Here is a 13,121-nt window from a genome sequence, read left to right as displayed (position 1 = left end):
GCTACTTCCTCCCTTTTGTCTTATCTTCTAGTTCGAATACTTGAAATGCCAAAGGTGCCACGGTGATCTGGATGAACTGCGATTCCCTGACGTAGTGCTCGTCGGTGGTGAAATGACGGCCATCATTCAGGACACCCGATCCCGAATAGATGTCCCTGTCACTGTTGAATATCTCACGGTATACACCCGGTTCCGGCACAGGAATCCTGAAATCATGGTAGACTTCGGGACGATAGTTGAATACGCAGACCTTGAAGGAATCCTTGTATTTGCGCACATAACTCAATATGGAGTGCGTGCTGTCGTCCACAAGCAGCCACCTGAAACCTTCAGGCCTGTAGTCCCATCCATGAAATTCAGGATGCTTCCGATAGAAGCGGTTCAGATTCGATACATAGCGTTTCAGATCCACATGTACCGGATAGTCCAACAGATGCCAGTCCACCTGCTCCTTATCCTTCCACTCATGGTACATGCCGAACTCCTGGCCCATGAAGAGCAGCTGCTTGCCCGGTTCAGTGAACTGGTTGCCGTAGAGGAGCCGTGTCTGGGCAAACTTCTGCCACTGGTCTCCGGTCATCTTATCGACGATGGCCTTCTTGCCGTGCACCACTTCATCATGGGAGAGCGGCAGCAGGTAATTTTCATTGTACTTGTATGCCATGGAGAAGGTGAGCTTGTTATGGTTTTGGGCCCTGGCGTAGAAATCCTGCTCCATGTAGTCCAGCCGGTCATGCATCCAACCGAGGTCCCACTTGAAATTGAAACCGAGCCCGCCTTCATGGATTGGATGTGTAATCATCGCCTTGTCCGATGAATCTTCCGCCATCATGAGCAGCGTTTCATCATAATCGAAGGCGACGGCATTCAATTTCTTCAACAGTTCAATACCCGCTATATTCTCTTCTGTACCCTTTTCATTGTAAATCTTGGAGTCCGGTTCATGATTTTCAAAATTCAGGTCGATCATGCTGTGGACAGCATCAATCCGGAGCCCGTCGATATGGAACTCCCTGATCCAGTACATGGCCGACGAGACGAGGAAGGATTGGACTTCCGGCCTGCCATAGTCGAATGTCAGTGTCCCCCATTCCTTCTTCTCTGCTATTTTCTCGTCCGGATGTTCATATGTGGGTGACCCGTCAAAGAGCCTCAGCCCGTGGGCATCCTTGCAGAAATGCGCAGGTACGAAATCCATGATGACGCCGATTCCCGCCTCGTGGAGCCGGTTGATCAGGTACTTCAGATCCTCGGGTTTCCCGTAGCGGCTTGTGGCGGAGAAGTAGCCCGTCACCTGATAGCCCCATGAAAGGTCGAAGGGATGCTCCATCAGTGGAAGGAACTCCACATGGGTGTATTCAAGCTCCTGCAGATAGGGGATCAGATGATCCGCCACTTCCCTGTAGCTGAAGTGCGACGCGTCTGTAATCTCATCAATTGTCATGCCCTCGGTCTCCTCGACCGGATGCTTCATCCATGTACCAAGGTGCATTTCATAGATGCTGATCGGGGATTCATATACATTGGAACTGCGACGCTTTGACATCCATTCATCATCCGTGAATTCAAAGTCATCTTCATGGACGATGCTCGCAGTTGCCGGGCGCCGTTCGTGATAGGAGCCGAACGGGTCCGATTTGAGATGATGGCCATCTTCAAAATGGATTTTGTACTTGTAGGTGTCTCCGACGCCCACACGGGAAGTGGTCAGAATCCACAGTCCCTGGTCACCGAGCCTCTCGAAATCGAAGCCTTCGCCCGAATAGTCATTGTAGTTGCAGGCAAGCTGGACATGCCTGGCATTCGGTGCCCATGTGATGAACCGCACTCCCTCTTCCGTCACATGCGCGCCCATGAAATTGTAGGCGTTGTAATGGGTACCCTGATGAAACAGGTATTTATCCATTTCCAAGTTTTCTTCACTCAAAATATTTCCCCCTTTGCGTTATACTATAGACATACCCTTAACACCGATTATACAACTAAAAAAAGAAAATGTATAAAATTTTTATAATTGTCAGACTACATGCTACAGTATTCATTCTATATACTAACACTATCACATTCAACCGGACGGAGGCTTTTTATGATTGATGCATATCTTGATGCACCAGATCAGATCACTATAGTCAGAAAAGGCACACAGGGCGAATACGGAAATGACCTGGCGGTCCTCCAGAACGATGAAGCACTTCCAATAAGAAAGATCGAAAATGCAGGTGCCTACCTTACTGTCTGGCTCACCCATCCTGTAAACCTCAACCATTTTACACACATCAGATTTGAGGGCAGGATGTTCCCGCTTCTGATGGGGCGCTATATATTGTCCATAGAATTCGACATGAAATACTCCACAGAAAAACAGATGGGGGCCACCTATTCAAAGGACCGGACCGTCTTCAGGGTATTTGCACCGACCGTCGTCCAGTGTCGGCTCATACTGGATGGCCAGGCCTACAACATGGACAAGATCGATGGCTACTTTGAAAAGGTGATTGCACAGGACTGTCACGGTAAGTATTACCACTACGAAGCAAGCCATAATCATGTGACGCATAATGTGATCGATCCCTATGTCAAAGCAGTATCGGCAAATGGGAAGGAGGCGATGATCGTCGACTTCGAACGCATCAACCCCGGATTCACCGATCATCACATTCCGGATATACCGAATGATTCCGCCATCATCTATGAAACACATGTCAGGGACATCACATCCCACCCCAACAGCGGGGTCAAAGAGGAATGGAAAGGCCGCTACCTCGGCATGACTGAACAGACGACCACCAAGCACCGGCTCTCGAGCGGGCTCAACTACCTCAAGGAGCTCGGAGTGACACACATCCAGCTGATGCCGGTGAATGATTTCATCACTGTGGATGAACTCAACCGGGATAAAAGCTATAACTGGGGATACGATCCACATTTCTTCATGGTCCCGGAAGGCAGCTATGCAACAGATCCGAACGACCCCATCAACCGCATCATCGAGCTGCAGACATTGATCCGGACACTGCATGAAAACGGCATGAAGATCATTCTCGATGTGGTTCTCAACCATGTCTACTGTGTGGAGGATTCAAATTTCGATAAACTCGTCCCCGGATATTATTTCAGGCATAATGAGGATCTGTCGCTGTCCAATGGTACAGGCGTCGGCAATGATTTCGCTTCCGAGAAGATGATGGGACGCCGCTTCATCGCCGACACGATCCATTTCTGGCTTGAACAGTACCGGATTGATGGCTACCGGTTCGACCTGATGGGGGCATTGGATATAGAAACGATGCAGGGCATCGAATCCATCGTGCACAGGCAGGGCCGTGAAATTTTCCTCCTCGGGGAAGGGTGGGACCTGCCGACCGCCCTCGACTACAGCAAGAAGACGCTTCCCGAACACAGCTATCATGTCCCCTCGGTCCACTTCTTCAACGACCATTACCGGGATTCGATCAAGGGAAGTAATTTTGAACTCAGTGAAAAAGGGTATGTAAATGGTGATGGACAGGGAATAGATGTCATCCGTGACCTGTTCACCGGCTTCCACAGACCGTTCACCGCCCTGATGAGCGTCAATTATGTAGAAGTCCATGACAACCATACATTGTATGACCGGCTGAGGTATTCATCCGGGAAGCGGCAGTATATACTGGAGAGCCAGCACCAGATTGCCACAGCCCTCGTCCTCCTGTCCTTCGGTACACCCTTCCTCCATGCGGGACAGGAATTCTTCAGGACGAAGTATGGCCACGGGAATACCTACAACCTGAGTGATATGCTCAACCGGATGGACTGGAACAGGCGCGCAAAATACCAGGATAATATCGAATTCTTCAAGTCCCTGGTCCAGTTCAGAAAAAAGGAGGAAGTGTTCAGGCTGAAGGACCGGGAGCGCATCAATAGCGCCCTTTCATTCATGACCTTCAGCAATCTGCCGAACGGCTTTGGAGTGAAGGTCTCGTATCGGAACAGTGAATTCATGATCATCATCAACCCGACTGAAAAATCGATGGAGCTCGGTTTTGATACACAGGATCCCTACGAGATAGAAATCTCCAACCAGCGCCATTACGACAAGGCGGTATATACACGCAGCTTCTACATCAAGGGCTACGAGGTGGCGGTTCTGAGGAAAGTGGCGAATATGCATCAACACCAATATACAGAATAATAGGAGTGTGATCTTTGTGGACAGAGCACAATGGGAAGAACATATCGGCAACAGTTTCATTACAGAGGAAGCTTACGAGGCGCTTACGGAGGAGGAGAAGGCGGATGCATTTTCCGGTACGCTTTCATTCGGTACTGCAGGAATCAGGGGGAAGATCGGTCTCGGACCCAACCGCCTGAACCGCTATACAGTTGAAAAGGTGGCGCTCGGCATCGCACACAACCTGGAAGGTGCGACGGACCCGCTCGTCGTCATCGGCTATGACACGAGGCATTTCTCCCCGGAATTCGCGGAGACGATGACGGGTGTGCTTGTACAGAATGATGTCAATGTCCGACTTTCCGAGAAATACATCTCGACGCCCGAACTCTCCTTCCATGTCAGGGAGCACGGAGCGGATCTCGGCATCATGATCACCGCCAGCCATAATCCGCCGGAATACAACGGCATCAAAGTCTACGGACCGGACGGGGCACAGCTGATCGATGCGCCTGCGGCAAGCCTGAGCGAAAAGATCAATGCCATAGAGGACATCTTCAATATCGGCACCGTGTCCTTTGAGGAGGCGCTCGAATCCGGAAAGGCACAATACATCTCGGTCGAGATGGAGGACCAGTACAGGGCAAGGATCACTTCATTCATTCCCGAGATTCCATCTTCCGACATGAAAGTCGTCTTCTCTAGCCTCCACGGCACAAGCGTACCAATCGTTCCCGATCTTCTCGATTCACTGGACTATGAAAACTACCAGCTTGTCAAGGACCAGTGCCGGCCGGATGGCGACTTTCCTACGGTCAAGTCGCCGAACCCGGAGAGTGAGGATGCATTCGAAGCAGCACGCAGGCTCGGCACCGATACAGGTGCGGATCTTCTGATCGCAACAGATCCGGATGCCGACAGGATCGGCATCGAAGTTCTCCACGACGGCCACTATGTACATCTGAACGGCAACCAGCTGGGCATCCTCCTGCTGAAACACCGTCTGGAGCACCACAAAGGTTCCACCCCTGTGGTCATCAAGTCGATTGTTACAAGCGACCTCGGCCGCAAGATTACTGAAGACAAAGGTGGGGAAATGATAGAGGTCCTTACAGGCTTCAAATATATCGGCGAACAGATCGAGGCAATGGAAGGTGAATCCGACAGGACATTCGTGCTCGGATATGAGGAGAGCTACGGCTACCTCCTTGAACCTTTCGTCAGGGACAAGGATGCCATACAGATCGTGCCGTACATCATCGGCATGGCCAGTGAACTGAAGAACAGCGGACGGACACTCGTTGATGAACTTGAGGCGGTCTATGAAACCTATGGACGCCGTATGGAAGTCCTGTTCAGCCATACTTTCGAAGGGACGAGCGGCAAGGAGAAGATCAATGAAATCATGAGGCAGTTCCGCACAAACACCCCGAACGAACTGGACAGGCGGGAAGTCGTCATGACCGAGGATTTCAAGACACAGAAGCGGACTTACCGTGACGGTACGTCGGAAGACATCGAGTTGCCGAAGGCAGATGTCATAAAAATCCATTTCGACGATGGATGGATCGCCCTGAGGCCTTCCGGAACGGAACCGAAAATCAAACTTTATGTATCACTCGACAGCGATCACATCGAGCAGGAAGCAAAACTCATCAATGATATGATATTCGGTGTATAAAAAAGAACGAAATGGGTATTTCCCATTTCGTTCTTCTTATTTTTGCGACAGCTTCTGCCGGAACTGGAGGATCGTTTCCTTCTGCTTTTCATCAATTGCACCACGGTCCATGCTGACATCAATCAGGGCATCGAGGGTGCTTAATGTATGGTACGAAAGCCCCGTATCTTTGAATGCTTCATCGGCACGGGGGATGCCATAGGTGAAAATCGCGATCACCGTCAGCAGATCGGCCCCATTTTCCTTCAGCGCTTCTGCCGCTTCAAGGCTCGATCCGCCTGTGGAGATGAGGTCCTCGATGAGTACGACCTTCTTCCCGTCCACTGAGGCCCCTTCAATCTGATTGCCTTTGCCGTGCTTCTTTCTGCTGCCGCGCACATAGCACATCGGCAGTCCGAGCCGTTCACTGATGAAGGCGGCATGCGGGATGCCGGCAGTCGATGTACCCGCTATGATTTCTGCGTCTGGTGCCTGTACTTTTATCATTTCTGCAAAAGCGTCTGCAATTTCACTCCTTGCCCCGACATCACCGATGATTTTCCTGTTGTCACAGTATATCGGGGAGACGATGCCGCTCGACCATGTGAATGGCGCCTCCGGACTGAGTTCCACTGCGTTGATGTCCAATAGGATTTCCGCTACACGTGTTTCCACTACTCTTCCCCGCTTTCCCATTCTTCTTTTATTTGTGCATATCGTGCTGTTGGATCCGCCGCCTGGGTGATGGATCGCCCGACGACGATATAGTCGCTGCCCAGGTGATGGGCCTTCGACGGCGTGACGACGCGCGACTGGTCATCCTTTGAATCATCGGCGAGCCGGATGCCCGGAGTCACCGTAAGGAATTCACCGCCGCACGCTTCATGGATGAGCGCCGACTCAAGTGGGGAGGATACCACTCCGTCCAGTCCCGCCTGCCGGGCCAGCTGGGCATAGTGAATGACACTTTCGTCCAATGTCAGCGACGATTTCTGCTCTGTCTGCATCATTTCCTCGCTCGTTGAAGTCAACTGCGTCACTGCAATCAGTATGCCATCGGGGTTATGGTCCCTAAAGGACTCAGCCGCCCGCTTCATCATGGGCGTGCCGCCCTGGGCATGGACATTGGTCATCTGCACATCAAGCTTCCCAAGTCCCTCCATCGCCCTCCCCACAGTATTCGGTATGTCATGCAGCTTCAGGTCGAGGAATATGTCATGACCCATGGCCCTGATCTCCCTGATTATATCCGGGCCATTCTGCAAGTAGAGCTCCATTCCCACCTTCACGAAAAGCGGCTCTTCAAATTTATCAAGAAACTGTTGCGCTTCTGCCATCGTACCGAAGTCGAGGGCAATGATCGGTCTGTTCATAAGTTTCCTCCTCAGCTTATTTGTAGGCGCGGCCCTTCAGGTCATGGAGGTGGGTGATGCCCATTTCCACGAGCCTCTCGTCCAATGCTTCGATCAGTGCCGGGCAGATCATCGGATCGGTGAAGTTCATCGTTCCGATGGCCACCGCATCCGCACCGACAGAGATGTAGTCCAGAATATCATCGGCAGTCGCGATGCCGCCCATGCCGATGATCGGAATATGCGGCAGATGCTGGCGTACCTGATAGATCATATTCAGGCTGACCGGCTTGATGGCCGGCCCGCTGAGCCCGCCCGTCACATTGGAGAGGATCGGTTGTCCATTGCCATCCAGCCTCATGCCGACGAGTGTGTTGATCATCGTCAGACCATCGGCGATATCGCCGACACTGAGTGCCATATCGACGATGCTGGTCACGTTGGGCGAAAGCTTTACATAGACCGGCACATCCGATACTTCCTTTACACGGGCGGTCAGACGGCGTGCCGTCTCGGGATCGGTTCCGAACTGGATGCCGCCCTCTTTGACATTCGGGCAGGAAATATTAAGCTCGATGGCCTTTACGTTCGGCGCCTTTGAAATCTTGTCCGCAACGATTGCATAGTCATCGATTTCACTGCCTGCCACATTGGCGATGATCGGCACATCATACTGCTCGAGGAATTTGAGTTCATGTTCAAGGATATGATCCACACCCGGATTCTGAAGTCCGATGGCATTCAGCATGCCGCTTGAGGTTTCGGCGACACGCGGTGTCCGGTTGCCGATCCTCGGCTCGTGTGTCGCCGCCTTGACCATGATGGCCCCAAGTTCCGACAGGTCATACAGCTTCGAGAATTCCTCGCCGAAACTGAAACAGCCGGATGCCGGCATTACGGGGTTTTTCAGCTCAAGGCCGGGGAGGTTGATTTTCAGCGCTTCCCTGTTCATAGTATGATCTCCCCTTTCCTGAAGACGGGACCTTCCGTGCACAGCTTGATCCAGTCGCCCTCAGCCGTCTCGCAGACGCATGCATAGCATACCCCGAAGCCGCATCCCATACGTTCCTCAAGGGAGATGTAGCCATCAAGGTCCATCGTTTCACTCAGCACCTTCAGCATCATCTTGGGTCCGCAGGCATAGAAGCAGTCGAAATCGGCATCGAGTGTCCGGATCACATCCGTGACGTAGCCTTCCGTCCCGTACGAGCCGTCTGCAGTGGCAATATGTGTGTCACCAAGGGCCCCGAACTTCTCTTCATAGAACACATCCTTCTTTGAATTGAAACCGAGTACATGGGTGGTCCTGACACCTTTCCTGTTCAGCTGCTTGGACAGCTCATACAATGGCGGCACACCGATGCCGCCGCCGACGATCAATACGTGCGTGTTCTGTTCGACCGGGTACCCCCTGCCGAGCGGGGAGAGGATATCGAGTGTATCCCCGGGGCCGAGCTTCGACAGCTTTCTCGTCCCCTCCCCTTCAGCACGGTACACGATGGTGAACCGGGAGTGCTCCGGGTCAATATCCGCGATGGAGATCGGACGCCTCAGGACATGTTCCGTCGTATCATTGATGCGGACATGGACGAACTGCCCCGGTGTCTTCATGCTTCCGGTGATTTCCCCTTCGAGCACCATTTCGTGGATTTTATCGGCAATGCGGTTCTGGGCGACGACTGTCATGATATTCTTCATATCCTCACCTACATCTTTTCCATATTGAACGTCATGCTTTCTATCACTTCGACGAGCGTACGTGCAGTGTCGAGCGAAGTCAGGCATGGGATGCCGTTCTCGACCGATTCCCTCCTGATTCTGAAACCGTCCCTTTCAACCTGCTTTCCTTTCGTCATCGTGTTGATGACGATCTGCACGCTGCCGTTCTGGATCCATTTGAGAAGGCTGTCCTGGCCTTCACTGACCTTGTTTACAGTGATATAGGGGATTTGGCGTTCTGCCAGCGCCTCGCCGGTCCCTGCGGTCGCCATGATGCGGTAGCCGCACTGGGACAGGCGGTGGGCAAGCTCGACCGCTTCCTCCTTATCCTTGTCTGCAACGGTCATGAGCACCGTACCGTGGTCCTTGACTTCCAGCCCGCTGGCCACAAGCCCCTTGTAGAGCGCCTTGTTGAGGCTCAGGTCCTTGCCCATGACTTCGCCTGTGGATTTCATTTCAGGTCCGAGCGTGATGTCCACGTTCTTGAGCTTGCTGAAGCTGAATACCGGTGCCTTCACATGGTAGCCCTGCTTGAATGGTGCCAGACCAAGCGGATAACCGGTCTCTTTGAGGTCTGTACCGAGGATCGCCTTCATCGCGAGGTTCGCCATCGGGATTTCAGTAATCTTGCTCATGAACGGCACTGTACGGCTGGCGCGCGGATTGACTTCAAGTACAAATACCTCTCCATCCGACAGGACGAACTGGATGTTGATCAGTCCCACCGTCTTCAGGCCGAGCGCGAGCTTCTGGGTGTATTCCTTAAGCGTGTTGATTTCATTGTTGGTCAATGTCACCGGCGGGTACACAGCAATGGAGTCCCCGGAGTGGACACCTGCACGTTCGATGTGCTCCATGATGCCGGGGATGATGACATTCTTCCCGTCGCTGATGGCGTCGACTTCTATCTCTTTTCCAGTCAGGTAGCGGTCGATCAGTACCGGATGCTCCGGTGATGCCTTGACCGCATCTCTCATGTAGTTCTTGAGTTCATCTTCGTTGTAGACGATTTCCATCGCACGGCCGCCGAGGACGTAGCTTGGACGGACGAGGACCGGATAGCCGATATGCTCCGCATTATCCAGCGCCTCCTGTTCATTAGTCGCCGTCTTGCCGAGCGGCTGTGGCACATCGATCTTTCGCAGCAGCGCTTCAAAGCGCTTCCTGTCCTCTGCACGGTCCAGGTCATCAAGCGATGTACCGAGTATCCTCACGCCGTCACGCTCCAGCCTGTCCGCCAGGTTGATTGCCGTCTGTCCGCCGAACTGGACGACGACGCCTTTCGGCTGCTCCAGGTCGATGACGTTCATGACATCCTCGTGCGTCAGCGGTTCAAAATAGAGCTTGTCGGAAATCGAGAAGTCCGTGGAGACGGTCTCCGGGTTGTTGTTGATGATGATCGCTTCATATCCGGCTTCCTGTATGGCCCATACTGCATGGACGGTGGCATAGTCGAACTCGACCCCCTGCCCGATGCGGATCGGTCCGCTGCCGAGGACGACGATCTTTTCCCTGTCGCTGACGATCGACTCATTTTCGAATTCGTATGTGCCATAGAAGTAAGGCGTCTCGGATTCGAATTCCGCGGCACACGTGTCCACCATCTTGTATACCGGCATGATGCCGTTGGACTTTCGGAGCTGGAATATTTCCTTCTCATCCATACCCCAGCGGTGGCCGATGACCCTGTCGCTGAAGCCGTAGGTCTTCGCCCACTTCAGATGGTCCATGGACCCCTGATTCTCCTTCAGCTCATGTTCAATTTCGATGATGTGCTCGAACTTCTTCAGGAAGAACATGTCGATCTTCGTCCACTCGTGGATGGTCTCCTTGGAGACGCCACGCCTCAGTGCCTCACCGATGTAGAAGAGCCTCTCATCACTCTGCTTCTGGATCATCTCATTGATGTAGTCGAGTTCGAAATCGTCCCCGTTCGGCAGGCCGAGGTGATGGACGCCGTACTCGAGTGAACGGATTGCCTTGAGCAGGGACTCCTCATACGTACGGCCGATTGCCATGACTTCACCCGTCGCCTTCATCTGCGTTCCCAGCTTGCGTTCCCCCTTTTCGAACTTGTCGAATGGGAAGCGAGGAATCTTGGAGACGACATAGTCGAGAGCTGGCTCGAATGCCGCATAGCTTGTGCCGGTGATCGGGTTGATCATTTCATCGAGCGTCATGCCGATGGCGATTTTTGCTGCAAGCTTTGCGATTGGATAGCCCGTCGCCTTCGAAGCGAGCGCTGAAGAGCGGGAAACCCTCGGATTGACTTCGATGATGTAGTAGTCGAAGGAATCCGGGTCGAGCGCAAGCTGCACGTTGCATCCGCCTTCGATGCCGAGTTCGCGGATGACGCCCAGGGAAACGTCACGGAGCATCTGGTGTTCCTTGTCGGTCAGCGTCTGTGTCGGTGCGACGACGATGGAGTCCCCTGTATGGATGCCGACGGGATCGATGTTCTCCATGTTGCAGACGACGATCGCATTGTCGTTGGAATCGCGCATCACTTCGTATTCGATCTCCTTGAATCCGGCAATCGACTTTTCGACGAGGCACTGGCTTACAGGCGAATACTTGAGGCCGTTCGCCACAATTTCAGCGAGATCCGCGTCATTGTAGCAGATGCCGCCGCCTGTACCGCCCATTGTGAAGGCGGGACGCACGATGAATGGGTAGCCGACACGGTCCTTGAATGTATGGGCCTCCTCCATCGTCGTGATGATGTCGGAGTCCGGAACCGGCACTTCCATCTGGTTCATCAGCTGCCTGAAGAGGTCGCGGTCTTCAGCCTGCTTGATCGAGTCGAGCTTCGTACCGAGCAGTTCCACACCGTTCTCTTCAAGGATGCCGAGACGATCGAGTTCTACTGCCATGTTCAGGCCGACCTGGCCGCCGAGTGTCGGAAGCAGCGCGTCGGGATGCTCCTTGCGGATGATCCTTGCGATGAAGTCCGGCGTCAATGGTTCGATGTAGACGACGTCCGCAATCTCCTTGTCCGTCATGATTGTTGCTGGATTGGAATTCACAAGGATGACGCGGTAGCCTTCCTCCTTCAATGCGAGACAGGCCTGCGTCCCCGCATAGTCGAACTCTGCCGCCTGGCCGATGATGATCGGTCCGCTTCCTATGACCAGAATGGTTTTGATGTCTTCACGTTTAGGCATGGTTGGCCTCCTTTTGGTTCATCAGTTCTATGAATTCATTGAAAAGATATCCCGGATCATGGGGTCCGGCACCCGCTTCCGGGTGATACTGTACTGAAAATGCAGGATATTCTGTGTGGCGCAGCCCTTCCACCGTGCCATCGTTCAATGCGAGATGCGTCACTTCGAGGGATGTGCCCTCGAGTGTATCCGGATCGATCGAGAAGCCGTGGTTCTGTGATGTGATCTCTATCTTACCGTTTGAGAGGTTCTTTACAGGATGGTTGCTGCCGCGGTGTCCGAATTTCATCTTGTAGGTCCTTGCGCCGCACGCGAGACCGAACAGCTGGTGGCCCATGCAGATGCCGAACATCGGGATGCCGAGCAGTTCCCTCACCGTTTTGATCTGATCGGGAATGTTTGCAGGGTCCCCTGGCCCGTTGGACAGCATCACACCGTCGGGACGCATCTGCCTGATCTCTTCGGCAGTTGTGTCATGCGGCACCACCGTCACATCACATCCGTATGAATTCAGCTGGCGGACGATGTTCTCCTTCTTGCCGTAGTCGATCAGAACGACACGCGGCCCCGGACCGGTTGAAATGTATGGTGTTTTTGTTGAGGCACGCTTGACCTGGTCTGTGCGGAAGGTCGAATTCTGCAGCAGTTCGATGAGGTCCTCATGATATGTTTCATCAGTGATGACCGCCTTCATCACCCCGCCGCTTCTGAGCTTTCTGGTGATGCTTCGGGTATCGATGCCGCTGATCCCCGGTATGTCATGGCGCTTCAGGAATGCATCGAGCGTTTCCGTCGTACGGAAGTTCGAAGGATCTGTACATGCTTCCCTGACGACAACGCCGCGTGCCTGTGCACTGAATGATTCGCTGTCCTCTATATTCATGCCCGTATTGCCGATCAGTGGATAGGTGAACGTAACGATCTGATCCGTATAGGACAGATCGGTAATGACTTCCTGAACCCCTGTCATCGATGTGTTGAAGACGAGCTCCCCTTCGGATGCCCTGTTCGCTCCAAATGGATAGCCCTCGTACACGGTGCCATCTTCCAGTACCAGATATCTCTTTTCCTTCAGC

At 53.1% G+C, this 13,121-nt stretch carries 9 protein-coding genes; 2 read left to right on the top strand and 7 right to left on the bottom strand.

Translation table 11 applies throughout. From position 1 onward, the window contains the following. Position 1: 1 nt before the first annotated feature. A complete protein-coding gene (glgB, locus tag BO53_RS0111885) occupies positions 2-1,927 on the bottom strand; it encodes a 1,4-alpha-glucan branching protein GlgB (protein WP_037342202.1) in 1,926 nt (641 codons plus the stop codon). 159 nt (positions 1,928-2,086) lie between these two features. Here glgB and pulA point away from each other — a divergent pair, with 159 nt between their 5' ends. Continuing rightward, positions 2,087-4,171, top strand: coding sequence for a type I pullulanase (pulA, locus tag BO53_RS13500; protein WP_051683113.1), 2,085 nt, complete (start codon positions 2,087-2,089; stop codon positions 4,169-4,171). Positions 4,172-4,187: 16 nt separating this feature from the next. Further along, on the top strand, positions 4,188-5,831 hold the full coding sequence (locus tag BO53_RS0111875) for a phospho-sugar mutase (RefSeq protein WP_031548473.1): 1,644 nt from the start codon (positions 4,188-4,190) through the stop codon (positions 5,829-5,831). A 36-nt stretch (positions 5,832-5,867) separates the two neighbouring features. Here the strand turns inward: BO53_RS0111875 and pyrE are convergent, their stop codons facing one another. Genes pyrE through carA form a run of 6 tightly spaced genes read right to left on the bottom strand, consistent with a single transcriptional unit; the run spans position 5,868 to position 13,120 of the window. Next, complete coding sequence (pyrE, locus tag BO53_RS0111870) at positions 5,868-6,485, bottom strand: orotate phosphoribosyltransferase (RefSeq protein WP_156956147.1); 618 nt, start codon at positions 6,483-6,485, stop codon at positions 5,868-5,870. Further along, positions 6,485-7,183, bottom strand: a complete 699-nt coding sequence (gene pyrF, locus BO53_RS0111865; protein WP_031548469.1) for an orotidine-5'-phosphate decarboxylase — start codon at positions 7,181-7,183, stop codon at positions 6,485-6,487. The genes pyrE and pyrF overlap by 1 nt, the downstream gene beginning before the upstream one ends. A 16-nt stretch (positions 7,184-7,199) precedes the next feature. After that, complete coding sequence (locus BO53_RS0111860) at positions 7,200-8,114, bottom strand: dihydroorotate dehydrogenase (RefSeq protein WP_031548468.1); 915 nt, start codon at positions 8,112-8,114, stop codon at positions 7,200-7,202. Beyond that, complete coding sequence (locus tag BO53_RS0111855) at positions 8,111-8,860, bottom strand: dihydroorotate dehydrogenase electron transfer subunit (protein WP_031548466.1); 750 nt, start codon at positions 8,858-8,860, stop codon at positions 8,111-8,113. Before BO53_RS0111855 ends, BO53_RS0111860 begins: the two co-directional genes overlap by 4 nt. Before the next feature lie 8 nt (positions 8,861-8,868). Then, positions 8,869-12,045, bottom strand: coding sequence for a carbamoyl-phosphate synthase large subunit (carB, locus tag BO53_RS0111850; RefSeq protein WP_031548464.1), 3,177 nt, complete (start codon positions 12,043-12,045; stop codon positions 8,869-8,871). Continuing rightward, a complete protein-coding gene (gene carA, locus BO53_RS0111845; protein ID WP_037342271.1) occupies positions 12,038-13,120 on the bottom strand; it encodes a glutamine-hydrolyzing carbamoyl-phosphate synthase small subunit in 1,083 nt (360 codons plus the stop codon). The genes carB and carA overlap by 8 nt, the downstream gene beginning before the upstream one ends. Position 13,121 lies beyond the last annotated feature (1 nt).

This window comes from Salinicoccus luteus DSM 17002, assembly GCF_000712035.1.
Classification (GTDB): domain Bacteria; phylum Bacillota; class Bacilli; order Staphylococcales; family Salinicoccaceae; genus Salinicoccus; species Salinicoccus luteus.
Note: the sequence above shows the minus strand (reverse complement) of the source record. Positions and strands in the feature narration are given on the sequence as shown.